Genomic DNA, 25,120 nt, shown 5'->3' with positions numbered 1-25,120 from the left:
TTGATGCACAAGGGGAAACTTGAGTGTATGATGGGTGTCACACTACCGATCCATCCTCGAAGGAGAGGCGTTCCTTTGGAAGAGCTGCGCATCGAGGCCAACGGCAACCTTGGCCCTATCGATTCATCCCGTATTCCCCGCTACGCAGGGGCTGCCACCTACGCCCGACTGCCCAGGCTGGACCAGGTGGCCAAAGCCGACATCACGGTGGTGGGGGTGCCCTTCGACTCCGGCGTCTCCTACCGCCCGGGTGCCCGCTTCGGCGCCAACCACGTCCGCGAGGCCAGCCGGCTGCTGCGCCCCTATAACCCGGCGTGGGACGTCAGCCCGTTCGAAAACGTCCAGGTGGCGGACGCCGGCGACATGGCCGTGAACCCGTTCAACATCAACGAAGCCATCGAGACCATCCAGCAGAACGCCCTGGACCTGACTGCCGGTGGCAGCAAGCTGGTCACCCTTGGCGGGGACCACACCATTGCCCTGCCGCTCCTCCGTGCCGCCGCCGAGCGCGCCGGCGGGCCTGTGGCCATGCTGCACTTCGATGCGCACCTGGACACCTGGGACACGTACTTCGGGGCCGAATACACGCACGGCACGCCGTTCCGCCGCGCTGTCGAGGAGGGCATCCTGGACACCGAGGCCATCAGCCACATCGGAACCCGCGGCCCGCTGTACGGCAAGAAGGACCTCGACGACGACCACCGCTTCGGCTTCGGCATCGTCACCTCGGCCGACGTCTACTACCAGGGCGTCCTGGAGACCGTGGCCAAAGTCAGGGACCGCATCGGCAACCGCCCGCTGTACATCTCCGTTGACATCGACGTCCTGGACCCCGCGCACGCGCCGGGCACCGGAACGCCCGAGGCCGGCGGCATCACCAGCCGGGAACTGCTGGAGATCATCCGCGGCTTCCGCGGCATGAACCTGGTCGGTGCGGACATTGTTGAGGTGGCTCCGGCCTACGACCACGCTGAAATCACCGGCGTCGCGGCCAGCCACGTTGCCTACGAACTCGTCACCCTCATGGCGGACTCCGCGGTTGAGGGAAACAGGTTCGGCGCCGCCAACGGCTACGCCGCGCAGGCGCTCGGGCAGGAGAAGAGGCATCAGGCAGGTTTTGCCGCCGCCTCCGCTGCCCAGCCCGGAATCATCCGTCCGGCCGTCGAGGAGTTCTCCAAGTGATCGATTTCGATCCGGGCGCGGCAGCTCCTCCCACAGGAGTAAACGACGGAACCAGCGTCCGCAACGGCGGGGATCTCGTCGTCGAGACCCTTGAAGCGCTCGGCGCGAAGACGGTTTTTGGCATCCCGGGCCAGCACGCACTGGGCCTGTTCGATGCGATGGGCCGGGGAAACCTGCACTTCGTATCCTCGCGGGTGGAGAACAATTCAGCGTTCGCGGCGGACGGGTATTCACGGGCCACGGGCGAGGTGGGCGTGCTGTTCCTGTCCACCGGCCCGGGTGCGCTGACGTCCCTGGCTGGGCTGCAGGAAGCCTACGCCACGGGCGTGCCGATGGTGGTCGTGGCGAGCCAGATTCCGCTGGACGGGCTCGGCGCCCGGCGCAAGGGCATGCTCCACCAGCTCGATGACCAGAAGGCCTCGGCCGCGAACGTCACCAAGAGCCAGCGGCTGATTCAGCACGCCTCCGGGATCCCCTCGGCCATCCAGGACGCCTGGACCGAGGCGATTTCCTCCCCGCAGGGCCCCGTCTGGCTGGAGATCCCGCAGAACGTCCTGCTGGATCCCATCATGGTCCCGCCGGTGGAGGACGCCCTCGCCGAAGCGGCGGACAACCCGCCCCGGGTGGAGCTGGTCCGTGAAGCAGTGAAATGGCTGTCGACGGCGGAACGTCCGGCGATCATCGCCGGCGGTGGCACGCGCCGCGGCCGGGCCGAGAAGTCCCTGCTGTCCATCGCGGAGAAGCTGCGCGCACCAGTGATCTGCACTCCCGGCGGCAACGGCGCGTTCCCGTGGAACCACGAGCTTTCGCTGCAGTCCTGGATCGAGGACCGGTACATGACGGACCTGCTCGAGGATGCGGACGTGCTGATCGTCATCGGCTCCTCCCTCGGCGAAGTCACGTCCAACTACTTCACGTTCGAGCCGCGCGGGCGGATCATCCAGATCGACGCCGAACCCCGGGTCCTGGAGTCCAACCGGCCCGGCCTGGGCATCCGTGCCGACGCCGGCCAGGCCCTCGCGGCCCTGGATGCTGCCCTGACCGATCCGCACGGGGAACGGGCCGACTGGCACGGCACCTCACCGGAGGCGCTGGTCAGGGAATCCCTGGCCAAGGTCAAGGCCCGGCTGGAGTCCCAGGACCTCGGCAAGGAACTGAAGTTCATGGCCGACATCCGCGAAGCCGTGCCCGCGGACATGCAGACCTTCTGGGACATGACCATCTCCGCGTACTGGGGCTGGAGCTGCTGGGACGCCCGCGAGGGACAGTTCCACTCCGCCCAGGGTGCCGGCGGGCTGGGCTTCGGATTCCCCTCGGCCATCGGCGGGGCAGTGGGGCTGGAAACCACGGGCAAACCCGGCCGGGTCCTCGCGGTCTCCGGCGACGGTTCGGCCATGTATTCCATCTCCGAACTGGCCACCGCCAAACAGCACAACGTCCCGGTCACCTGGCTGATCGTGGACGACGGCGGCTACGGCATCCTGCGCGAATACATGGTGGGCGCCTTCGGCCACGCCACGGCCACCGAACTCGCCCGCCCCGACTTCGTCAAACTCGCCGAAGCCTTCGGCGTCCCGGCCGTCCGGGTGGCCCCGGAGAACGTCGGGGACGCGCTCAGGGCGGGCTTCGCCGCCGACGGGCCGAACGTCGTCGTCGTCGAAACCCTGCTCAAGATGTTCGGACCCACCCACCTGGGCGTCTAAGCGCAAAACCCCGGCACCACCCACGCGCGAACTGGCAGCTAATGCCCCCTCGAAGCAATTTTGAGGGCATTAGCTGCCAGTTCGCGCTTGGCGTTTAAGGGTCTGCCCACTCAGCTTGCCGCCTCTTAGTTTCCCAAAGCAACCATTTTCTTATATAGTTGCCTTAGGCAAGCAAAGGGGTTATTCAGCATGGCAGTTGCACCGGAAACCGCGGCCGATCTCGTTTACCAGATCTTCGACCTCCAGCGGGCGGTCCGCTGCGTCGCGGTCTCAAGCCTGCGCGGGCAGGAAACCGGGGTGGCGCTCCAGGGTGTCCTGCGGTTCGTGGGGGAGGGGGAGTCCCGGGCCACGCATCTCGCCGCGCGTCTGGGGGTCAGCGCTCCCGTCCTGAGCCGGCATATTGCCGATCTGGAAGAACACGGACTGGTGGTCCGCAGGCCTGATCCGGAAGACGGACGCGCCCAGCTTGTGGCGCTGTCCGAGGCCGGAGCGGGGAAGCTGCGCGAGATAGAGCAGCAGCGCACTGCGACGCTCCAGGGCTACCTGCAGGACTGGAGCGAGGACGACGCCGAAGAGACCGCGAAAGTCCTGAAGAAACTTGCCGAATCCCTCAGGGATTCAGCCCGGGCAAAGACGGCCGGATCCATCGAGAACATTCCAACCGCTTAGGAGCTGCACATGGCGAGCCACGCTACAGCCACCGGTCCGTCCCGGGCCCCGTCAAAAACACCACCGCAACCATCCGCACCGGCGCCGCAGCCTGCGATGAGCCACCGGCAGATCATGGAGGCCCTCACCGGGCTGCTGGCCGCGTTCTTCACAGCGATCATCAGCAGCACCATCGTGGCCAACGCGCTGCCCACCATCATGTCCGAGCTCAAGGGCACCCAGACGGACTTCGCCTGGGTCATCACGGCGGCCCTGCTGGCCAACGCCGCCACCACCCCGATCTGGGGCAAGCTCGCCGATCTCTTCGACAAGAAGGTGCTCGTCCAGCTGAGCATCGTGATCTTCGTGGCCGGTTCCGTCATGGCGGGCCTGTCCGAGACGATCCCGCTGCTGCTGACCGCCCGCGTTATCCAGGGCGTCGCCATGGGCGGCCTGACCGCGTTGGCGCAGGCCATCATCGGCTCCATCATCCCGCCCCGGGACCGCGGAAAATACTCCGGCTACATGGGCGGCGTCATGGCTGTGGGCACCGCCGGCGGTCCGCTGCTCGGCGGATTTATCGTGGACAGCCCGCTGGGCTGGCGCTGGACCTTCTTCGTCTGTGTCCCGCTGGCCGTCATCGCCCTCATCCTGCTGCAGATCACGCTGAAGCTTCCCCACGTCAAGCGCCACGCGAAGATCGACTGGCTCGGTTCCATCCTGCTCACCTCCGGCGTCAGCCTGCTGCTGATCTGGGTGTCCTTCGCCGGCAACCCGGAATACTACGACTGGTGGTCCTGGCAGACAGCGGCCATGGTGGGCGGCGGCGTGCTGCTCCTGACCCTCCTCGTGGTGGTGGAGTCCAAAGTGGAGCAGCCCATCATCCCGCTCAAGATCATCAGCGAACGCACCACGGCGCTGGCCATCCTCGCCTCCGTTGCAGTGGGCGTCGGCATGTTCGGCTCCTCCGCCTTCCTGGGCCAGTACTTCCAGGTGGCCCGCGGTGCCACTCCCACCGAAGCAGGGCTGCTGACGCTGCCCATGATCGCCGGCAACCTCATCGGCTCGGTGCTGTCGGGCCAGCTCATCAGCCGGACCGGCAAATGGAAGCGCTACCTCGTAGCCGGCTCCATCCTCCTGATCGGCGGCCTGGGGCTGGCCGGAACCATCGACCACACCACCGAACTCTGGCTGACCGGCCTCTACACCGCGGTCCTCGGCCTGGGGCTCGGCCTGCTGATGCAGAACCTCGTGCTGGCAGTCCAGAACACCGTCCGGGCCACAGACATCGGTACGGCCAGCGCCTCCGTGGCATTCTTCCGCTCCGTGGGCGGCGCGATCGGAGTGTCCGTGCTGGGCGCCGTCCTGGCCAACCGCGTCAAGGAACTGGCCACCGAGGGCCTAGCCGCAGCCGGGATCCCGACCGCAGGCGGATCCGCCGGAGCCAGCATGGACCTCCAGGACATGCCGGCCCCGATCCGGGACATCATGAGGGCTGCCTACGGTGACGCGACAGCCGAAATCTTCCTGATCTCCGCGGTGATCGGCATCATCGCCCTCGTAGCGGTCCTGTGCATCAAGGAACAGCCCCTGCGCCGCACCGTTGACATCGTCCCGGCAACGGCCGCTTCAAACAACGACAACGCCGCTCCGGCGTCAGCGCCGACGGCCGCGGCCGACGCAGGCATCGTGGACCTCGACCGGGAGTTCATCGAGGTCCTGAGCAGGCAGCGTGCCCAGGAAACTCGCTTTCCCGACGCGGCACGCCAGGACCGGGGCACCACCCGCGAAGGGCGAGGACACCTCGACGGCGGCGCCCCGTCTGCCGAACGGGAAGGTTCCCGGGCGCGTTCCCGGACCATGGTGGCCGACCCGCAGCCAGAAGCCGCCGACGTCGTGCCCCTGCTGCTGCAGACGCAGCAGCTGCTGGCAGAACAGCAGCTCCACTTGGCCGAAGCGCTGCGTGCCGTCCACGAACAGACTGCGGAGCAGCGGGAGATCGCTGCCGAACAGGCGCGCATCAGCGGGGAGCTCACCACCATCCGGCGGCAGCTCGCCAAGGAACGGAAGCTGCAGCGCGCCGCGGCGGACTACATCGCCACGCACGGGCGGCACCGCGGCGAATAGTCGCCCACAACACCGTACGACGGCGACGGCGGCACAGTGCCGCCGTCGCCTTTGTCAGGGTGCGGGGACCGGAGACGCAACGACCACCACGTTCTTCCCCCAGGGATCTTCCGTATAGCAGCTGATCAGCACAAGGCGGTTGGGAACTGCGGTCCAGATCGGGCTGTCCTTCAGGCTTGCCTTCACGTAGGTGTCCACCGAATCCACCCTGTAGCGCATGGTTCCCGATGCGGTTGTGGCTTCGAAGATGTCACCGGGGACGCTCGCGGCACTGAGCCGGTTGAAGGGAGCGTCGCGGCCTTCCCAACTGTGGCCAAGGATGTACGTCGTGTTGGTGGACCCGGCGCCGGGCATGCCGAAGTCCGACACCCAATAGCCATCCACGGTGATCGGCGGCACGATCGCCTGGGACTCCAGTTCCTCGCGCGTCGGGGTAAGCGGATGAATCACGACGTCCAGCCCGGCTGCCGGATAGACAATCCTGGTGGGGGCTGCGGCCGGCGGATAGCTGGGCAGGCTCGGCGGCGGTTCCTGCGCCGCGGGTGCAGTTGTCGGGGTCTCCTTGCCGCTCCAGGGGAAAGTGTCCGGCGGGACAGCATAGCCAGGCAGAGCCAGCTCGGCGGACCGTAAATACGGGGACGTTGCCGACTGGGCCCCGGCCCTGCCGGATGCGCTCCCCGGAGCGACGATGCCAGGGAGGAACGTCAACACAAAGAAGGCCACGACGCCGGCAAGGAGCAGCAGCAGATCGCCGCGGTTCAGCGACGGGCGGTTCAGTGACGGGCGGTTCAGCGACAGGCCTTTTGGCGGCCGCCAGCTTCGCGAAGACCAGTTTCCGGGCGCCCAGTTGCGTACAGGCCAGTCTTTGGAGGACCTAGCTTGCAGGGACCGGACTACGAGGTTCTTGGCCCTAAGTGGCAGGATTTCCAGCAGAAACCGGTTCAGGCGCAATAGGTCACTGCGCCGCCGCTCCAACAGACGTTGATGGTGGGCCCCGTATCCGGCTGCCCCGCCCTCCGGAACACTGTCTCTTGAATGCCCGTCGTCCGGGGTGCCCCGCCCGCCCGCACCAGGCGCGGCGATATCGCTGTCCAGGGTTGGGCTGTCTACGTCATGGCGGTTGGGGAAGGACATCGGAACTCCTCCATAGATAGGTGTGGACGGGCATCGCACCGTAACGGTGGATGCCCGTCCTGACCGCGGGAACTGCGTTACTTCGACGACCCGAAGTTCTGCAGGCGTCCCCTGTGCCGCAGGGCGACCAGCCCCGTGGCGCCAAGCAGTGCAGCCAGGCCTCCGAACCAAGCGGGCATACCGGCGTCTGTCTGGGTGCCGGCCGCTGTCTGGGCGTTGAATCCGCGGTTGACCACCGGGGCGGCAGCCGGGGCCGCTGCGGCTCCGGCCGGCACTGCGACAACAGCCGGCGCGACCACAACGGGCGGTGTTACGACCGGCGGGACCACAACAGGCGGTGTTACGACAGGCGGTGTTACGACCGGCGGGACCACAACGGGCGGAACCACAACGGGCGGCTTCGTCTCTTCCTCTTCCTCTTCTTCTTCACCCTTCACGTCGCAACCGCCCGCCGGGACCGGATAGATGTCGGCCCTGCCGTTATGTCCGTCCTTGTGACCGTTCCACCACGCCTTTTCGGGAATGGTGATGACGACGTACGGGTTCTTGTCGGATCCCGTCGCGTGGCAAATGGTGACCTTCTTGGTGCCGTGGCCCTCGTCGTCGTCCTTGGGGTCGTGGTCTCCCTTTGACCCGCCAGGGCAGCCGGCCGCAGGCGCGGGAATCAGGTCGCCACTGTGCGAGGCATGGCCATTTCCGTTGAGCGCATTTTTACTGACCGTGATGCTCACGAAGGGGTTCGATTCCGAGCCCGTTGCGTGGCAAATGCTGACTTTGTCGTCGCCGGCATTTGCCGGGGCTGTAACGCCAATTAACGCAATGCCCGCAATGCCGGCCGTTGCGAGGATTCTCTTCATGGGATTCTCCATCTGGATCATTTTGGACTGACCAGACTGCGGGAGCGGGAGGCCCCATGGCGGAGCCGGCCGTTGGCCGTAGGTGCCCAGATCGCCTGCGACTCTCCTGCAGAGTTGTCAATTAACTGACCACTTCACGCTAAGCCGCAGGCACTGGCGTAGTCGCGAGTAGCCGATACTTGACTGGGTACCCGTTTTTCACATTCCCTTCCCTCGGAACCGAGGGATAACACCCGCTTCACCCGTAACAGGACGCACGTGGGGCTCTGCCGCCACCCTGGCACGGATACGCCCTTCGGATGATATTTGCCTACTGTTGTTTCGCATAGGCAACGGATTTCGTAGAGTGGGAAAGCTAAGAGTGTCAGCCCCCGCTGGTATTACTTCTTCCAATTCACTTCGCGCTCTTCCAAAGGATTACCGGGCATGCTTGTCACCCTCATACGGCGCTACTCCAAGCCGTATTTGCCGTATATCGCGGCAGTCATTGTTTTCCAGTTGGCGTCCACCATTGCGGCCCTTTACCTTCCCAGCCTGAACGCCCAGATCATCGATGAGGGCGTCTCCCGAGGAGACACCGACTACATCTGGCGAACGGGCGGGGTCATGCTCGGCGTGGCACTCATCCAGGTAGCGACTGCCATCGCCGGTGTTTACTTCGGGTCCAAGGCGGCCATGGCCTTCGGCCGGGACCTGCGGCGTGGCGTCTTCCGGAAGGTGACGAGCTTTTCGGCCAAGGACGTCAACGTTTTCGGCGCACCAACCCTGATTACCCGCGGCACCAACGATGTCCAGCAGGTCCAGATGCTGGTTCTCATGGGGCTGAACTTCATGGTGGCCACGCCCATCATGTGCATCGGCGGCATCATCATGGCGTTGCGCGAGGACCTGAGCCTGTCCTGGCTGGTTTGGGTGTCCGTTCCGGTGCTGATTGCCGTGGTGGGGTACCTCGTGGTCCGCCTCATGCCGCTCTTCCGTTCCATGCAGACGAAGATCGACCGCATCAACGGCATTCTCCGCGAGCAGATCATTGGCATCCGCGTGGTCCGCGCCTTCGTCCGGGAACCGCACGAGACGGAGCGTTTTGGCGGGGCCAACCGCGAACTCACCGATGTCTCGCTGAAAATTGGCTCCTTGTTCGTCCTGATGTTCCCGGCCATCGGGATGATCCTCCATGTCTCCACCGCAGCCGTGCTGTGGTTCGGCGGCCAACGGGTGGACGCCGGGGAGATGCAGGTCGGTTCCCTGACGGCCTTTCTGCAGTACCTCCTGCAGATCCTGATGGCGGTCATGATGGGCACGTTCATGGCCATGATGATTCCGCGGGCCTCGGTCTGTGCGGACCGCATCGGTGAGGTGCTCGACGTCGAACCCTCCATCCATGAACCGGAGGCGCCGGTGGCGCCCACCCACAGGACCGGTCGCGTGGAGTACCGCAATGTCTCGTTCGCTTACCCCGGGGCCGAAGAACCCGTCCTGAGCAACATCAGCTTCACCGCCGAGCCCGGCCAGACCGTGGCCATTGTCGGTTCAACCGGCGCCGGCAAGACCAGCCTGCTGTCCCTGCTGCCGCGGCTTTACGATGTCGCGTCCGGCGAGGTGCTGCTCGACGGCGTCCCCATCACCAACCTTGAGCGTTCCGAAATCACCGGCAGGGTGGCCATGGTGCCGCAGCGGCCGTACCTCTTCTCCGGAACCATCGAGCACAACCTGCGCTTCGGGAAGACAGAGGCCACGGACGAGGAGCTGTGGGACGCGCTTACGGTGGCCCAGGCCGCGGACTTCGTTCGGGACAAGAAGAACGGTCTCGGTTCCAGGATCGCCCAGGGCGGCACCAACGTCTCGGGCGGCCAGCGCCAGCGTCTGTGCATCGCCAGGGCCTTGGTAACCCAGCCCAAGGTGTACCTGTTCGATGACTCCTTCTCGGCCCTCGACGTCGCCACGGACGCCCGGCTTCGCCGTGCACTTAGGGCGAAAACGGCCGATGCCACGGTGATCATCGTGGGCCAGCGCGTGTCCACCATTGCCGATGCCGACCAGATCCTGGTCCTGGACAACGGCCGGATCGTGGACCGGGGCACGCACGATGAGCTGCTGCTAAGTTCCACCACCTATCAGGAAATCGTCGAGTCCCAGCTGACAGCGGAGGAAGTGGCATGAGCACCAACGAGAAACTCCCCGCGGGCCAGGAAACACTTCCCGTGGAGGACGACGACTTCTACGAAGAGGAATACAAGCCCACCGAGGCCGACGGCGACATGTTCGGCGGCACGCCGGCGAAGAAGGCCGAGCATTTCTGGCCGTCCGCCAAGCGCCTGATGGGCCTGCTGAAACCCGAGTCCGCCGGCATCGCCCTGGTGCTCGCCATGGTGACGGTCGCCGTGGTCCTCAACGTCATCGCCCCCAAGATCCTGGGCCAGGCAATGGACGTCATCTTCGGGGGAGTGGTGGGAAAGCAACTGCCCGCCGGAGTCAGCAAGGACCAGTTCGTGGACGGGCTGCGAGCCCAGGGCGAAAACAACTTCGCGGACATGATCGCCAAGATGGAGCTCATTCCGGGCGTGGGGATCGACTTCCAGAAGCTGTCGTTCCTGATCAGCATTGTGCTGGTGATGTACTTCGTGGCGAACATCTTCACCTGGCTGCAGGGTTATGTCCTGAATGTGCTGGTCATGCGCGTGGTCCGCAAACTGCGAGACGACACGGAGAAGAAGCTCAATCGGCTGCCGCTGAACTACTTCGACACGCGTCAGCGTGGCGACACCCTGTCCCGCGTGACTAACGACGTCGACAACATCCAGCAGGCGCTGCAACAGGCCTTCGCGCAACTGATCAGTTCTGCGCTCACGGTGCTCGGCATCGTCATCATGATGTTCATCGTGTCGTGGCAGCTGGCCCTCATCGCCCTGGTGGCCCTCCCGCTGTCCGGAGTGGCCGCCGGCATCATTGGGTCGAGAAGCCAGAAGCTGTTTGCGGCGCAATGGAAGAACACCGGCCAGCTCAACGGCCAGATCGAGGAATCGTTCTCCGGACACGACCTCGTGCGGGTCTTCGGCCGTGACGCCGACATCCTGGAAAGCTTCGACGAGCGGAACGAAGCCCTGTACAAGGCCAGCTTCGGAGCCCAGTTTGTCTCGGGCATGATCATGCCGGTCATGCAGTTCGTCTCCTACCTCAGCTATGTGGGTATCGCTGTGGTCGGCGGGCTGAGGGTGGCTTCCGGCGGTATGAGCCTGGGCGACGCCACCGCTTTCATCCAGTACTCGCGCGAGTTCACGCAGCCGCTCGGACAGATGGCCGGTATGGCCAACATGCTGCAGTCCGGCGTTGCTTCGGCTGAGCGGGTCTTCGAATTCCTGGATGCCGAGGAACAGGATGCCGAGACTGCCACAGAGCACCTGCCTGCCAAGACCGACGGCCACGTCGAGTTCAAGCACGTGACCTTCAGCTACTCGGAGGACAAGCCCCTGATCGAGGACCTTTCCTTCAACGCAGAACCGGGACACACCGTGGCCATCGTCGGCCCCACGGGTGCGGGCAAGACCACCCTGGTCAATCTGGTGATGCGCTTCTACGAGCTCAATTCGGGAAGCATCACGCTGGACGGTGTGGACATCACGCACCTGAGCCGCTCCGAACTGCGGGCCAAGGTGGGCATGGTGCTGCAGGATGCCTGGCTGTTCGGCGGCAGCATCTACGACAACATCAAATACGGAAACCTCAACGCCACCGAGGACCAGGTCATGGAGGCGGCGCGGGCAACGTTTGTGGACAGGTTCGTCCGGGCACTCCCGGAAGGCTACAACACCGTCATCGATGAAGAAGGCAACAATGTCAGCGCCGGTGAGAAGCAGCTCATCACCATCGCGCGTGCCTTTGTGGCCAACCCGTCCCTGCTCATCCTGGACGAGGCAACCAGCTCGGTGGACACACGCACCGAAGTCCTGGTCCAGAAGGCAATGGCGGCCCTGCGGACGGACCGCACGAGCTTTGTGATCGCGCACCGGCTGTCCACCATCCGCGACGCCGACACCATCCTGGTGATGGAAGCCGGACGGATCGTGGAGCAGGGGAACCACCGAGACCTGCTGGAACTCAAGGGCGCCTACTACCGCCTTTACATGTCCCAGTTCGCGGGCGAGGACGCAGAGCAGTCGCTGGAAGATGACGCGACGGCGGTGCACAGCTGAGCGCCGCCGCCCGGCGCATCGAGGTCCTCATCCCCATGCGGTGGGGTGACATGGATGCCTACGGCCACATCAACAACGTGCAGATCGTGCGGATGCTGGAAGAGGCCCGCATCGCGGCCTTCGGACCGCCCCGCGGGGCCGGACTGCCCGGGATCGAGCCAAAGGTGTCCCTCTTCAACGATGTTGCGGAGGGCACCATGGCCTTGGTGGTGGAACACAGGATCCGCTACGTCAGGACGCTCGAATACCGGAACGTGCCCGCCGTGGTCCAGTTGTGGATCGGCGCCGTGAAAGGCGCCAGCTTCGACATCCACTACCTGGTGCAGGACCCGGTCACTCGGGAGGACTGCGTCAAGGCCACCACCCACCTGGCATTCGTGGATGAGGGTACGGGCAGGGTCCTTCGCTTGACTCCGGAACAGAAGGAGCGGCTCGCGCCGTTCGTGGCCTGAGCCTAAAGCCCCTACCTTCGGGCGGGTCCGAATCCTAAAATCGTCATTACGATGAACCACCCGGCACTATTATCGGAACCAAGGAGCATTGGCCATGGCCACGAAGAAAAAGAAAAAGTCCTGGAAGGAAATGCCCCCGTTGGCGCGCTTCGGGACCTTGGTGGCAGCTGCAGTGCAGCTCTCGCTCCTGGTCGCAGCCCAGCGGGACATTTCCCGCCGGCCCGCGGAGCAGATCCGCGGCAGTAAGGTGGTCTGGCGGATGGTCACGCTGATCAACTTCGTGGGTCCGGGAAGCTATTTTGCGTTCGGGCGCAAGAACCTGCCCGCTGCCCCCAAATAGCCGGTCAACCCCGACCGGTACGGGGCCAGGAGCCCGAAAATAGCCGGAAATCCTGGCCAACGGCCAGGTCAACATACATAATGGCCCAACACCTACCGATCAGTAGCGGGCAGCGGTCCTTGGTGTTGGCGCTCAGGTTTAGCCTGTAAATTTGAAGGCATGACCCCCACCGCGAAGCCTGCCATGACCCGCGCCCCCGGTATCTCCAAGGAGATCGAGGACGCGGCGTGGTTTGTTCTTGGGGCCGGTCTGCAGGGTAGGCCGTCGGCCCTGGACGGGCGGACTGCCACATGGACCGCCAGCGCCGCTGCAGAGCTCCTGGAGCGCCTGGAACGGGGCGTCGCGGACCCCAAGGCGCCCATGATGACCAACCTGCGCCAGAACCTGATGGGGGCCTCCCGCGGAGCCAAGCAACTGGCCGTTGAGATGCTCTTCCTGCAGTCGCTGCCGCTGGCCCACGAAGTGAAATCGCTCAAGGTCAAGCGCGCCAGGGTGGCAGAAGCGGCCTCGTGGCTTGAACCGCCGCTGGAACTGCCCGGCGAGCTCTACCAGGGCATGACGGACCACGGAGTCATCCGCGACCGCACGGCCGAATTCAACTGGACCATCTGGGACCACCTGAGGTGGCTGTGCCGTTTTGTCCAGCACGTGGACAAGCAGGCCCCCGACACCATGGCGAAGGCCCTGAAGGATCCCTTGGCCTTCCATCTGCTCGCGGCCGAGACACCGGATGACCAGCCCGCAATCCGCCGCAGCATCGAATACCTTGCCTGGCCCAGTTACTTCGAGCCGGTGGTGGCTGACGTTGAGCGGCAGGAAATCCGGGATGCCTTTGCTTCCCTGGTGGGCGGTGCCAAGGGGGACAGCGACGAAGAAATCACCGCTGACATCCACCGCATCCGCCTCTACCTCGACAAGCAGGCGGGCCAGCGCATTGACTGGTATGCCCGCCAGCTGGTGAGCCAGTGGCGCAAGGTGGGGGACCCGGGCCGCCGTGCATGGCTGCTGCGCACCCACCATGACGACAAGGACCTGCTGGCGGCGTGGCACGGGGAAGAGAAGGTGACCCTCGACGTCGAGCACCTGCGCCTCCTGGGCCCCGGCGTCACTGCGGGACTGGTCCAGCACGCCGTGGACGAGGACTACAAGCACCTTGGCTACGTGGAACGCGAGGACAACAAGACCGCCGTCTTCGCTTTCCTCACGGTCATGAAACCGGGCGACCTCGTCCTGTACCAGCACGCCGGCGCTGTTCGCCTCGGCGTGGTCCTGGGCGAGCCGGAGCACAACGAGGACAACCGCAGGATGCGGCGCAAGGTCCGATGGTTCGACGAAGCACACACCATGACGGACCTTCCCCGCCACGTCCAGCGCCAGCTGGCCACACCGGGGGTCATCGTGGACGTCACCCGGGTGGTGCAGGCGCTGCAGGCGCTGTTGCCCGCCGAAGCGGAAGCGGAGGCCGACGACGCCGCCGCACCGGCCGCCGTCGTCGAACCTGTCCCGGAAGGGTTCCGTCCGCTGACGGAGGAGTTCGCAGCGTCCCTGCACATGGACCTGGAACCGCTGCAGGAAATCGCGGAGCTCCTGGAGGAGAACCGGCAGCTCGTGCTGTACGGCCCGCCCGGAACGGGCAAGACTTACCTCGCCAAGCATCTGGCGGCCGAACTTGCCGCTGACAGCACGGACGAACGCGTCAAGCTGGTGCAGTTCCACCCGTCGTACGCCTACGAGGACTTCTTCGAAGGCTTCCGTCCGGACAAGACCGACGAGGGGCAGGTGTCCTTCAAGCTCGTGGCCGGCCCGCTGCGGCGGCTCGCGGAGGAAGCTGCGAAGCCCGGCAATGAAAAGAAGCCGTACTTCCTGATCATCGATGAGATGAACCGCGCCAACCTGGCCAAGGTCTTCGGAGAGCTGTACTTCCTGCTGGAATACCGCGATGACCGCATCTACCTCCAGTACAGCCCCAATGAGCCGTTCACGCTCCCGGACAACCTGTACATCATCGGCACCATGAACACCGCGGACCGCTCGATCGCCATGATGGACGCCGCCATCCGCCGGCGCTTCTCCTTCATCGAGCTGCACCCCAAGACCGAACCGGTGAAGGGGTCGCTGCTGCGTTTCCTGCAGGCCCGCGGCCTGGACACCACCCCGGCCCTCCTGCTCGATGCCCTCAACGATGCAATCGACGAATGGGACCGGGACCTGATGATCGGGCCGTCCTACTTCATGAAGAAGGCGGCCCAGACCCCCTCCGGCCTGCGCCGGATCTGGAAATACGAGCTGATGCCCCTGCTGGAGGAGCACTACCACGGGCAGCTGAACCGGGCCCAGCTGCAAGAGCGCTTCGGGCTTGAGCAACTGCTGGGCCGCCTTGCGTCCCGCTAACACATTGCAGGTCGCTGTTCCGCCACTGCCGTCGCGGCAGCCCGCCACCCCGGTAAAGGCTGTCCGACACATCGTCCTGGACGAGCTTTCCGGCGGCGTGGTGGACAAGCTTGACGCAGCCAGTGCCGCGTTCCTGAACGCCAGCGGCCTTGCCAAGGCGTCCCCCATGGGGATGGGCCTGTTCAGGATCGAACCGGTGGGCATGGTGGGGTCCGTGCGCACGCCCACGGTGCAGCTGGAGGTCCGGCCGAAGGACCGCCTTGGCCTGAGCCGGCTGCTGTTCCTGCTCAGCTACGCGGGGAACCAGGGCTTCCGCGACGATCCGGTGGCCGCCGTGGAGGACTCGGACCTGTGGAGCGCGCTGGCAGAATCGCTCGCGCAGCTGGCGGACCGCGCCCTGAGCCGTGGGGTCCTGCAGGGCTACCTCACCGTTGACGAATCGCTGCGGACGGTCAAGGGCAGGATCCGGATCTCGGACCAGATTTCCCGCCGGCCGGGAATGCTCGTGCCGCTGGAAGTCTCGTACGACGAATTCACCGAGGACATTGCCGAGAACCGCATCCTTCGGGCTGCCCTCGAGCGCATGGCCAGGGTTCCCCGCGTGCGGCCCGATGTCCAGAGCCGCCTGCGGCAGCTGAAGGGAAAGCTCGACGCCGTCACGCGCCTTCAGTCCGGAGCGCCGCTGCCTCCGTGGCAGGCAAGCCGGAAGAATACCCGGTACCACGCGGTGCTCCGCCTGTCCGAGGTGATCCTTCGCAATGCCTCGGCCGAAGCGGGCGACGGAAAGCAACAGACGGCGTCGTTTGTGGTGGATATGGCGCAGGTGTTCGAGGATTTCGTGGGGGCGGCACTCCGCGAAGCCATGGCTGCCTTCCCGGGCGAAATGCGGTTGCAGTACAACGCCCTGCTGAACGAGGCCGTGCGCGACTCGGACCGGCTCACGGTGAGTCCCGACGCCGTGCATCTCCTGGGCGGCCGTCCGGTGGTGGTCTACGACACGAAGTACCGGGCGGCGACGGACCAGGGCGCGTCACTGTCCGCGGACCACTTTCAAATGCTTGCGTTCTGCACGGCTCTACGGGTTCCCACCGCCTGGCTGGTGTATGCAGGCGCGGGGGAAATGAAGCTCCGCCGCATCCTCAATACCGACATCGACGTGGTGGAGTACCCGCTTGATCTGTCCCTGCCGCCGTCGGACATCCTGGCAGCGGTTGCTGACCTGGCACAGCAGTCCTGGGGCGAAGTGGTGCGGCAGGCAGGACTTAATCAAGGAGCGCGGGCACGGAGCGGCCCGGCATTGACATGAGGTGCATGAGCAGTGCCCTCTCAGGGTTGCCTTGGTTCTTGCTGAGGCAACGGCGCAGCTGATTGCGGATTTCAGATCCCTCCGGATCGGTGTCCGCCAGGATTGCACTGATGATTTCCCACGACTGGTGACGAATCGGCTCAAGATTCACGCGCCCGCTGACGGGCCCCCCACCGGCATGGATCCCGGACCGCGCCTGCCACGAATCGCCCTGGCGGGACTCAACGGCTGACAACATTTTCTTCGGCATCTCTTACCCTCCTGTGGCACAAGCGCTCTGGCTCAACGCCTGGGAATTCGACCGACCGGAATGTAAGAATCCTATCGCAGACAGACAAGTCTGTCTGCCCTTTGCGTTAGACTATTTGTAATGACCCCAACGCCAGAATCTGTATCGCTACAGCCCGCGCCCCAGGGCGAGGTTGTGATGACTCCTGCCGACGCAAGGCAGCGGATTGTCGATACGGCGTACCAGCTGTTCGCACGCCGGGGAATCCGCGACGTGGGCGTCAACGAGCTGATCAGCAGTGCCGGCGTGGCCAAGGCAACGTTCTACCGGCACTTTGCATCCAAGGATGAACTGGTGCTCGCCTTCCTCGAGCAACGCGACCGGGTGTGGACTGTGGACCAGATCGTTGCCGATGCGCGACGCCGCGGCAGCACCCCTACCGAGCAGCTGCTGGCGATCTTCGATGTCTTCGGTGACTGGTTCCGCCGGGATGACTTTGAGGCGTGTTCCTTTATCAACATCCTGCTGGAAATGGGCGCCAACCATCCGCTGGGGCGTGCGAGCATTGACTACCTCGCCAAGATCCGGGGCCATGTCCAGCAGTTCGCGGAGGAGGCAGGGCTCCGGGATGCCGAGGACTTCTCCCGCTCATGGCACATCCTGATGAAGGGGTCCATCATCTCCGCGACGGAAGGCGACCTGGAAGCCTCCAAGCGTGCCCAGAGTATGGCCCGCACGCTGATCGAGGAGTTCCGGCCACAACCCTAGACCGGCACCTTGACTGTGAAGGTGGTCCCTTCTCCCAGCGCGCTCCGCAGCTGGATGCTACCGCCGTGTGCCTCAACAATGGCCTTGCTGATGGACAGTCCCAGCCCCACTCCCGGGATGGACGTGTTCCGCACGTTGCCGGTCCGGAAGAACTTCTTAAACACGTCGGCTTGGTCCTTTTCGCTCATGCCCATGCCGGAATCACTGACGTGGCACACCAGCTCTGATCCTTCCGACCCCAAAGACACCACAACGTCGCCGCCATTAGGCGAATACTTGATGGCGTTGGAGACCAGGTTGTCCAGTACCTGTGACATGCGCGCGGAATCCACGTGGGCCTCCAGCCGTTCAGGGGCTTCTGTATGGAGCCGCACCCTGGCTGCCGCGGCGCGGGGGAGCGCGGCGCTGACGCTGGACCGCACAAGTTCGGCCACGTTGACCGCTTGCGGGCTTACGATGAGCTGCCCACTCCGGCTGGCAAGCAGGTCCGAGACAAGCCCCAGCAGCCGCTCGGAGTTCCGCCGGATGATGTTGAGCGGTTCACGATGGGAATCCTGCAGTTCCTCTCCGTCATCCAGCAACAACTCCACATAGCCGAGGATGGAGGTCAGCGGGGTCCGGAACTCGTGGGAAACGTTGGCGACGAAGTCGTCTTTGGCCGCCAGCGCGTTCACCAGGTCCGTGACGTCGCTGAACACAATGACGGAGCCGGCGAAGGCGCCGTCGTGGTCCCGCATGGCGCGGGCGCTGGTAGTAATGGCGCGCTGTTCACTGCCGCTGCCAAGCCACACCAGGTTATCCGTGAAATTCTCACCCAACACCGCACGGCGGACGGGCCGCTCTTCCACCGGTACCTTGGTGACCCGGTCAGGCTGGAACACCAGGAGCTGGGATTCGTTCGGGTCGCTGTTTCCCGCCGGGGCGGCGAGCCGGTGGTTCTCCCGCTGTTTCCGGTTCATGAGGATGTCATGCCCGTCCGCGTCCACGGCCAGGACCCCCAGGTGCACCGTTTCCAGCACCGAGTTGAGCAGCCGTTCCTGCCGCTTGCTGTCCTCGAGGGCGATCCGCAGCTGCGCATCCTTCTCCTCAAGATCGCGCTGCTGGCGGACCATGCTGAGCGTCAATACGCTGACTGACACGCCGATGCCCAGCATCATCACCGGCAGCAGCAGTGACTTCGCCAGATCCTGCCCCGTGACGTCGCCGCGAACAAACAAGGGCACCCAGATGATGCCCAGGGGAGCGACGAATGACATCAGCAGGGCGGTGCGCGGATAAATCCCCGACGCGCACAGCCAGATGACGGGAAAGACGGCCAGGAGGCTGATGCCCATAAGGCTTTCCTGTCCGCCTTCCCGCCCCAATGCGATCGAGACGAAATCAAGGAACGGTAACGCCAGGAAGCTGGGGTACGGCAGCCGCTCCCACGGCGTGAAGTAGCACAGGGCAAGAATGACGACCTGCGTCACCAGGAATGCGATGAAGGGGGGATTTCCAAGGGTGCCGGGGAAAAACAACAGCATCAGGGCGGCAGTGAGCCCTGCAGTGATGGACAGCGGCATCTGGCTCAGCACTACCCGCCCCCGCAACGAGTACTCGTGGAACGGCCGTCGGAAGAACAGTATCCGGCCGGACGAGATGTCCCAGGTAAGGTTGCCGCTCATGGCCGGGTGAACAAAGTCGTGCGGTTTAGTGGACGCATACCACCACGATATCCGGCGACCGCTATACTTCTGACGGTATCGAGCGGACTGAGGGGGCTGCGATGAGTGAATCACGTGTGGGTCTGGTAATCGAGGATGACCACGACATCCGTGAACTGGTGCGGGTAGTGCTGGTCCAGGCCGGGTTCGATGTCCAAGTGGCCAGCAGCGGGGCGGCCGGTGTTGTAGCGGCCAAGGAGCTCAATCCCGCAGTCATCACCCTGGACCTGGGGCTCCCGGACATCGACGGCTTTGAAGTCGCCCGCCAGATCAGGGAGTTTTCCGATGCATACATCGTCATGCTGACGGCGCGTGCGGAGGAACTGGATACCCTCATCGGCCTGGAATCAGGGGCTGACGACTACCTGACAAAGCCCTTCCGTCCCCGCGAATTGCGCGCACGAGTTGCCGCCATGATGCGGCGTCCGCGTTCGACGTCGGACTCCTCCGCCGGTGGCAAGGCACCTGCCGCAGCGGGCGGCACCGGCCACACGCTGACGCACAACGGCCTCGAGTTCAGCTACGAGGCGCGGACCGTGAGCGTGGACGGGCGCGAACTGCACCTGACGCGCACTGAATTCGACCTGCTGCACGCCCTTCTTGAGGCCGGCCGGATGGTGCGGACCAAGTCGGAACTGGTGAAGCGCCTGCGGGACGAGCCGTACGACGTCGGCGGGTACATCTCCGAGGCCGACGAACGGTCCGTTGAAGTGCACATGGGAAACCTGCGCAAGAAGCTGGGTGACAGCACGCAGAATCCGCGGTGGCTCCAGACTGTGCGTGGCGTGGGCTACCGGCTGGCTCCAGCTGAACGCTGACTCTTAGGGCCCTGGGCTCAGGCCGCGACGGCGGCGGAGAGACCGGCCACCGTCTGGCCTGTGCAGGCGTCCATGCTTTCCAGAAGAGCCAGCTGGAGTAACGCCGGCTGCTCTGCGGGGATCCCCGGGTGGGTCTCCAGGTGCCTCAGGATTGTCTCGAGTTCGTCGGCGAGCATCCCCAGATACGCCGCCCCGACCATCTGGCTGGACGTCTTGACGCTCAGCACGGCGTCCATGGCCGCATCCAAATCCATGGCTTCCACGGCATTCCGGAGCCGGTCCAGCCGTTGCGGCAATTGCTGGATGTAGCTGTTGACGAACACGACGCAGTAGTCCGGGTCGGGCTCGAGTTCGCAGCGGAGTGTTTGAAGCACGGCGGGGTCAACGTAAGGCTGGCTGGCGCCATCCTGTCCATCCATTGGACACCCCTTCCCTTTGCCTCGCACAGCTGGGATAGCGGGTGCGGACATAAACCTTGCCTCTTTTACAGTAGGGCTCCCGCGGCTGCGGAATGCGTTTTCCAAAAAAATTTGCGCCAATCTTGATCAGACTGCCCGCTTGAGCTTTAGGATCGGGACAAGTGCCTGTCGGCACCGAACTGACCTGTGGTCTTCCGGCCACCAGCCGATTGCGGGGATCGCTTTGTTCAGTACCGTGAAGACACTTCTTGTTGGCCTTCTTGTCGGGCTGGGACTGACCTTGGCGGCCATCCAGCCCGTCCAGGCAGCGCCGGCGGCCGCGCAGATTTCACTCAACCCGAATACAGGACCGGCAGGGTCCGCGGTGACAGTCAGCGGAACAGGGTTCAAGGTGTCCACCACAGGAACCGTCATCGTCGGGTCCTCCACCTTTTCGTTCAACACGGCGGCATCCGGTGCCTTCAGCACTTCCATCACGATCCCGGCCGCAGCCACTGGTTCGCTGACCATCACGGCCAAAACCTCCTCCGTCAAAGCATCGTCCGTGTTCAAGGTTGCTGCAGCCCCCGCGCCCACCGTCCCGCCGGTCAGCACCGCGGCGCTGCGCTTTGGAGTGGCCACAGCCGGCGGCCCGCTGGCCAGTGCTGAACTGGACGAAGTGTCGCAGTTGGCGGGGGAGAGCCCCTCCAGCGTGCTCTTCTACAAGGACTTCCTCCAGGCGCCGCCCATCACGGAGATGAACGCCGTACGGGCACGTGGCGCCGTCCCGCTGGTTACGTGGGAACCCTGGGCCTGGGGCGGCGGCCTGGAACAGCCCGCCTACTCCCTGGACAGGATTGCCGCCGGCGACTTTGACGCCCACATTGCGCAGTGGGGCCAGGCCTTGGCGTCTTGGGGCCAGCCCGTCCAGCTGAGGTTCGCCCATGAGATGAACGGCAACTGGTACCCGTGGGCCGAAGGCGTGAACGGAAACCAGCCCGGGGACTACGTCCAGGCCTGGCGGCATGTTCACGACGTCGTTGCTGCGACCGGTGCAAGCAACGTGTCCTGGGTATGGAGCCCAAATGTTCCCTACTTCGGTTCCACGGATCTTGACGGTCTGTTCCCAGGAGCCAGTTACGTGGACGTTGTGGCCCTCGACGGCTACAACTGGGGAACCTCGGCGTCGTGGAGCGGCTGGATTTCCCCGCAGGACCTGTTCGCCCCCGGGATAGCCCAGTTGCGTGCGCTGGCACCCGGGGTTCCCATCCTTATCGCCGAGACGGCTTCGAGTGAGGCGGGCGGTTCCAAGGCCGCGTGGAACACGGACCTGGTTAGCTATCTTGCAGCCCAGCCTGATGTTATGGGCTTCGTCTGGTTCCACCTTCAGAAGGAAACCGACTGGCGCATCAACAGCACCGACGCCTCGGCGGCCGCATTCAAAACTGCTTTGGCGGCCCGCCGGGCGTCGTAGCGGCTGGTGCAGGGCGGCGCGCGGGACCCCCTGGGGACGCCGAGCCGCTTAGGGACGGACCTGGCCGCTGGGGCGGGCCAGGGCCAGGAGTGCTACGCCGATCAGCATGATGCCGAGGGCGGTGAGCAGGCCTGCGCCCATATTGAGCCCGGTGTAGGCCAAAGTGGCGCCTGCACCAGTCGCGGGCATTGCAGCGTTCATTCCGTACATGTTTAGTTGATTTCCTCTGCTGTGTATTGCGCTTCCCAGCGGTCAATCCGCCGCCGGGTGATTTTGCCTGTAAGCACGGCCCACCAGGAGGCCAGAAACCATCCGGACCGGAGCCACATGAAGATTTCCTGCGGGAAGAAGGACGCCGCGAGGGCAATGTCCTTCCAGTCGCGGTGCGGAATCCGCCGTGCCCGCTTGATGTCCAGAGCCACGAAAAGGATCGGCACCAGCCACCAGAAGAGGACAAACCGGAAAACCCCGAGCACCAGGGACGCCGCCATAACGGCGAGCCACAGGAGCTTGAGGAACACCCCCAGCAAGCCCATGGCCTGCTGGCCCCAGTCGCGCAGGGTCAGCCGGTTGACGCCCAGTTCGAGCAGGTCCTCCACGGTGCCTACCTGCCACTTCATCCGCTGGCCCCACAGCGCCTTTACCGACTTCATCGAGTCCGTGTAGGCGCGGACATCCGGGGAGACCTGGCAGGTATAGCCGAGTTCCCGGATGCGGTAGGTGAGTTCGAAGTCTTCAACCTGGGAGGTATAGACCCAAGGGCCTTCGCGGTCGTCCCGGGCCGCGACCCGCCGAAGGACACTGTTGTTGATGGCGCAGCCGGTTCCTGCCAGCACGCTGGTCCGCCCGCGCCGGAGCGCGACGTCGGTCCACGTGGCGAACTCTGCCTTCTGCAGCCTGCTGAGGATGCCGGGATCCTGCATGGTGAATTTCGACGACGACCCGCCCAAGGGTCTTCCGGAAGGCGTCTCTGACGCGGCGAATTCCTGGGCCCAGGCCGCCAGTGCGTTGGGCGGCAGCACAGTGTCCGCGTCAAGGCAGATCACCACGTCGGCGTCGTACGCATATTCATTCCAGGCACGGTTCAACGCCTCGGACTTGCGGTGTTCAAGCCGTGGCAGTTCCATGACCGTGACGGGGTACTTCCGGGCCGCCCATGCGGTCGAATCCGAGCAGCCGTTGGGGATCACCACGATCCGGTCCGCAGGGCGGGACTGCACCATCAGACCATCAAGGGTGGCACCGATGGAGCTGGCCTCGTTGTAGGCGGGGACGAGGACGACTACCCGCAGTTGCCAGGCTGCCTCACGGGGATCCGAGTCGTCCGGCAAAGACGACGCCGTGGCCGGTGGTAATACTGACTGCAAAGAAGCCTCTTCAGAAGGAATTTACGGCCCTCGTCCTGAGGGCAACGGGATCCATCCTGTTGGCCCTGCCTCAGTAAATGTCCGGGGATAGCCCAAAGATTGCATCAAGGTCTGCGCAGGTTTTCCCTTCACGGATTTCCTTAGTGACCGGGCTCACGCGAGGAATCGCTCCAGCTGCTGTTCCAGAGCGGAAGTGTCCTTGAGTTCGCACTCCCAGACGGTGAGCACCTCCCAACCGGAGTCCTCAAGCAGCTGGCGCTGCTCGGCGTCGCGGTTCCTTGTGCGCGTCCGTTTGGCTTCCCAGAATTCTGCGTTCGCAGTGGGGGAGTGCTGACCCGCCCTGCAGTCGTGGAAATGCCAGAAGCAGCCGTTGACGAAGATGACTTTGTGCCGTCCCGCGAACACCAGATCAGGGTTGCCGGGGAGTTTGCCGCCGTGCGCGCTGCCATGCAGGCGATAGCGGTAACCTTTCGCATGCAACAGGCTGCGAACCAACAATTCCGGCTTGGTGTTCTTGCCCCGGATCCTGGACATGTTCCAGCTGCGCTGTTCTGGACTCAGCCGGTCAACCATAGTTCAAGTCTAGGCGGGCCACATCCGGCGCGGCCGGCTGCCTCTGACCTGCTGGGATTCTAGATTTCCCGCTCCGGATGTTCGCCGAACTGGAAGTGCCGGCCGCTGAGCGAGACCGGTTCGATCTCCACGTAGAAGTCCTTCAACGTGGGCACCCAGGGCTTCAATCCGAGCGATTCCGCGGCCGCGATATCTGCGGACTGGTCAAGGACCCGCGCAGTTCCGCGAAGTACCACGGACCAGGCCTCGTCGGACATGATGCCGTCCGTCTCAAAGAGAACCTTGGCATTAATCGTCAGCTCCGCAAGCTTGTTCCCGGGGGCGGTTCGGAGGTAGAGCTTCCGGCCGCTCACGGCGTAGTTGACCGGAAAGATATCCGGCTCACCGGCCACAGTCACTACCAATCGGCCGTGTTTTGTGCCCTCCAGGAGCTTCCACGACTGGTCATCGTCCAGGTTCAGAATGGGTTTACTGTCTGCATGTGTGAACATCATGAGCTCATTGTTCCGTCGGTGGCGGCCAAAGGCCAGTGCCGTACGACTTATTCGGATGCGAGGGGCCATTGAGTGGGGCTCTCCGCCACGCGTTAGGGATTGCCGGATGCGGACGGGCGTTCGCCGGCTTTTGGCTCCCGGCCGGGATATTAGTGACTTCCTAACGTCTGCGCCGAGTGGTAAAAACGGAGGCAATGGCTGTGGATAACTTTGAGCCTCAAAGTGTGACCTCGGTTACCCTTTAATAATCGTCCGGATTTATTGGCGGGCGGCTCGGACGTCTTGAAAACTATTGGGGGAATAGCTGCCCATGACATCTCGCACTTCGCCCTTCACACGATTGCGCTATTCCGCGGCTGCAGTTCTTGCTGCTACAGCTCTCGTCCTGACAGCGTGCAATGACGGTGGTAATCCACCGGGCAACGACCCGACGTCCCCGTCGGCTTCAGAGTCCGCGTCGGCCTCAGCCACCTCGAGTCCCACGCCTACACCGTCCGCCGCCTACAAACCGGCAGACGCCAAGGGCAAAGCCCAGAATGTGCCGGTCCCGGTGCTGCCTGAGGCGGCGAAGGCGGAGACGAAGGAGGGGCTGGAGGCTTTCGCGAAGTATTGGTACTCAACGCTTAGCTATGCCTATGAAACCGGCGATACGTCCTATTTCAAAGCGATGAGCGGTCCGGAATGTGTTTTCTGCGCGGGCCTCAGCAAGGGGGTGGAGAGCGCATGGCGAGACGGAAAATGGATTGAGGGTGGAACAATTGAAACTCCCTCAGTGACGGTTCAGCTCTCGTCAGGAACAGCTTCCCAGGCGACAATTCAGGTGTTGCAGCAGCAGATCGGGATCCGTAAGGCGGATGGCAGTCTTTACCAGGAACCGACAAAACCCACAAATACAGCAAGCCAAGCGACAGCTACCTATGGCACAAACGGCTGGATCTTTACCGACCTCGGGTTGATTCGGTAGAC

Annotated in this window: 22 protein-coding genes; 14 read left to right on the top strand and 8 right to left on the bottom strand. The window is 64.3% G+C overall.

Annotated elements, in window-relative coordinates:
• Positions 1–75: 75 nt before the first annotated feature.
• The 4 genes from speB to CXQ91_RS09010 all read left to right on the top strand — a co-directional run bounded on the left by speB (position 76) and on the right by CXQ91_RS09010 (position 5,660).
• Positions 76–1,182 (top strand): agmatinase, encoded by a 1,107-nt coding sequence (gene speB / locus CXQ91_RS09025; RefSeq protein WP_104173579.1) that lies wholly within the window; start codon positions 76–78, stop codon positions 1,180–1,182.
• On the top strand, positions 1,179–2,885 hold the full coding sequence (locus CXQ91_RS09020) for a thiamine pyrophosphate-binding protein (RefSeq protein ID WP_104173578.1): 1,707 nt from the start codon (positions 1,179–1,181) through the stop codon (positions 2,883–2,885). The genes speB and CXQ91_RS09020 overlap by 4 nt, the downstream gene beginning before the upstream one ends.
• A 189-nt stretch (positions 2,886–3,074) precedes the next feature.
• Positions 3,075–3,554, top strand: a complete 480-nt coding sequence (locus CXQ91_RS09015) for a MarR family winged helix-turn-helix transcriptional regulator (protein WP_104173577.1) — start codon at positions 3,075–3,077, stop codon at positions 3,552–3,554.
• A 9-nt stretch (positions 3,555–3,563) separates the two neighbouring features.
• Positions 3,564–5,660: an MFS transporter gene (locus CXQ91_RS09010; protein WP_104173576.1), complete on the top strand. Its 2,097-nt coding sequence runs from the start codon at positions 3,564–3,566 to the stop codon at positions 5,658–5,660.
• A 54-nt stretch (positions 5,661–5,714) separates the two neighbouring features.
• Here CXQ91_RS09010 and CXQ91_RS09005 read toward each other — a convergent pair whose 3' ends face one another.
• Positions 5,715–6,794 carry a class F sortase gene (locus tag CXQ91_RS09005; RefSeq protein WP_104173575.1) on the bottom strand — a complete coding sequence of 360 codons (1,080 nt, stop codon included), beginning with the start codon at positions 6,792–6,794 and terminating at the stop codon, positions 5,715–5,717.
• A 77-nt stretch (positions 6,795–6,871) separates the two neighbouring features.
• Positions 6,872–7,651, bottom strand: coding sequence for a hypothetical protein (locus CXQ91_RS24745; RefSeq protein WP_181038836.1), 780 nt, complete (start codon positions 7,649–7,651; stop codon positions 6,872–6,874).
• 426 nt (positions 7,652–8,077) lie between these two features.
• On the opposite strand from CXQ91_RS24745, the gene CXQ91_RS08990 reads away from it, so the two are divergent.
• The 7 genes from CXQ91_RS08990 (at position 8,078) to CXQ91_RS08955 (ending at position 17,327) form a co-directional block, all read left to right on the top strand.
• Positions 8,078–9,811 (top strand): ABC transporter ATP-binding protein, encoded by a 1,734-nt coding sequence (locus tag CXQ91_RS08990; protein WP_104173572.1) that lies wholly within the window; start codon positions 8,078–8,080, stop codon positions 9,809–9,811.
• Positions 9,808–11,841: an ABC transporter ATP-binding protein gene (locus CXQ91_RS08985; RefSeq protein ID WP_104173571.1), complete on the top strand. Its 2,034-nt coding sequence runs from the start codon at positions 9,808–9,810 to the stop codon at positions 11,839–11,841. The genes CXQ91_RS08990 and CXQ91_RS08985 overlap by 4 nt, the downstream gene beginning before the upstream one ends.
• Before the next feature lie 35 nt (positions 11,842–11,876).
• Positions 11,877–12,293, top strand: coding sequence for a thioesterase family protein (locus CXQ91_RS08980; protein WP_104173570.1), 417 nt, complete (start codon positions 11,877–11,879; stop codon positions 12,291–12,293).
• A gap of 94 nt (positions 12,294–12,387) precedes the next feature.
• Complete coding sequence (locus CXQ91_RS08975) at positions 12,388–12,633, top strand: PLDc N-terminal domain-containing protein (RefSeq protein ID WP_104173569.1); 246 nt, start codon at positions 12,388–12,390, stop codon at positions 12,631–12,633.
• A 159-nt stretch (positions 12,634–12,792) separates the two neighbouring features.
• Positions 12,793–15,024, top strand: a complete 2,232-nt coding sequence (locus CXQ91_RS08970; RefSeq protein WP_104173568.1) for an McrB family protein — start codon at positions 12,793–12,795, stop codon at positions 15,022–15,024.
• 76 nt (positions 15,025–15,100) lie between these two features.
• Positions 15,101–16,330 carry an McrC family protein gene (locus CXQ91_RS08965; RefSeq protein ID WP_104173683.1) on the top strand — a complete coding sequence of 410 codons (1,230 nt, stop codon included), beginning with the start codon at positions 15,101–15,103 and terminating at the stop codon, positions 16,328–16,330.
• A 427-nt stretch (positions 16,331–16,757) separates the two neighbouring features.
• Positions 16,758–17,327 (top strand): TetR/AcrR family transcriptional regulator, encoded by a 570-nt coding sequence (locus CXQ91_RS08955; protein WP_258073913.1) that lies wholly within the window; start codon positions 16,758–16,760, stop codon positions 17,325–17,327.
• On the opposite strand, the gene CXQ91_RS08950 is transcribed toward CXQ91_RS08955, so the two are convergent.
• The gene (locus tag CXQ91_RS08950; RefSeq protein ID WP_104173566.1) at positions 17,324–18,991 is read right to left on the bottom strand and encodes an ATP-binding protein; all 1,668 of its coding nucleotides are present in this window, start codon (positions 18,989–18,991) and stop codon (positions 17,324–17,326) included. The genes CXQ91_RS08955 and CXQ91_RS08950 overlap by 4 nt on opposite strands.
• Positions 18,992–19,092: 101 nt before the next feature.
• Between CXQ91_RS08950 and CXQ91_RS08945 the strand changes: the two genes are divergently transcribed.
• Complete coding sequence (locus tag CXQ91_RS08945) at positions 19,093–19,848, top strand: response regulator transcription factor (RefSeq protein WP_181038835.1); 756 nt, start codon at positions 19,093–19,095, stop codon at positions 19,846–19,848.
• Positions 19,849–19,865: 17 nt separating this feature from the next.
• Here the strand turns inward: CXQ91_RS08945 and CXQ91_RS08940 are convergent, their stop codons facing one another.
• Positions 19,866–20,267, bottom strand: a complete 402-nt coding sequence (locus tag CXQ91_RS08940; protein ID WP_181038834.1) for an Hpt domain-containing protein — start codon at positions 20,265–20,267, stop codon at positions 19,866–19,868.
• 235 nt (positions 20,268–20,502) lie between these two features.
• Between CXQ91_RS08940 and CXQ91_RS08935 the strand changes: the two genes are divergently transcribed.
• On the top strand, positions 20,503–21,720 hold the full coding sequence (locus tag CXQ91_RS08935) for a glycoside hydrolase family 26 protein (RefSeq protein WP_258073902.1): 1,218 nt from the start codon (positions 20,503–20,505) through the stop codon (positions 21,718–21,720).
• A gap of 48 nt (positions 21,721–21,768) precedes the next feature.
• Here the strand turns inward: CXQ91_RS08935 and CXQ91_RS24740 are convergent, their stop codons facing one another.
• From CXQ91_RS24740 to CXQ91_RS08920, 4 genes are all read right to left on the bottom strand, one after another.
• A complete protein-coding gene (locus CXQ91_RS24740) occupies positions 21,769–21,921 on the bottom strand; it encodes a hypothetical protein (RefSeq protein ID WP_181038833.1) in 153 nt (50 codons plus the stop codon).
• An 11-nt stretch (positions 21,922–21,932) separates the two neighbouring features.
• On the bottom strand, positions 21,933–23,087 hold the full coding sequence (locus CXQ91_RS08930; RefSeq protein ID WP_181038832.1) for a glycosyltransferase family 2 protein: 1,155 nt from the start codon (positions 23,085–23,087) through the stop codon (positions 21,933–21,935).
• Between the two features lie 153 nt (positions 23,088–23,240).
• Complete coding sequence (locus CXQ91_RS08925) at positions 23,241–23,660, bottom strand: very short patch repair endonuclease (protein ID WP_104173562.1); 420 nt, start codon at positions 23,658–23,660, stop codon at positions 23,241–23,243.
• A 59-nt stretch (positions 23,661–23,719) separates the two neighbouring features.
• A complete protein-coding gene (locus tag CXQ91_RS08920) occupies positions 23,720–24,154 on the bottom strand; it encodes a pyridoxamine 5'-phosphate oxidase family protein (protein WP_104173561.1) in 435 nt (144 codons plus the stop codon).
• A 310-nt stretch (positions 24,155–24,464) separates the two neighbouring features.
• Between CXQ91_RS08920 and CXQ91_RS08915 the strand changes: the two genes are divergently transcribed.
• Positions 24,465–25,118: a DUF6318 family protein gene (locus CXQ91_RS08915; protein ID WP_181038831.1), complete on the top strand. Its 654-nt coding sequence runs from the start codon at positions 24,465–24,467 to the stop codon at positions 25,116–25,118.
• Positions 25,119–25,120: the final 2 nt, after the last annotated feature.

This window comes from Arthrobacter sp. Y81, from assembly GCF_002929335.1.
Taxonomy (GTDB): Bacteria; Actinomycetota; Actinomycetes; order Actinomycetales; family Micrococcaceae; genus Arthrobacter.
This window is presented reverse-complemented; position numbering and strand designations above follow the sequence as displayed.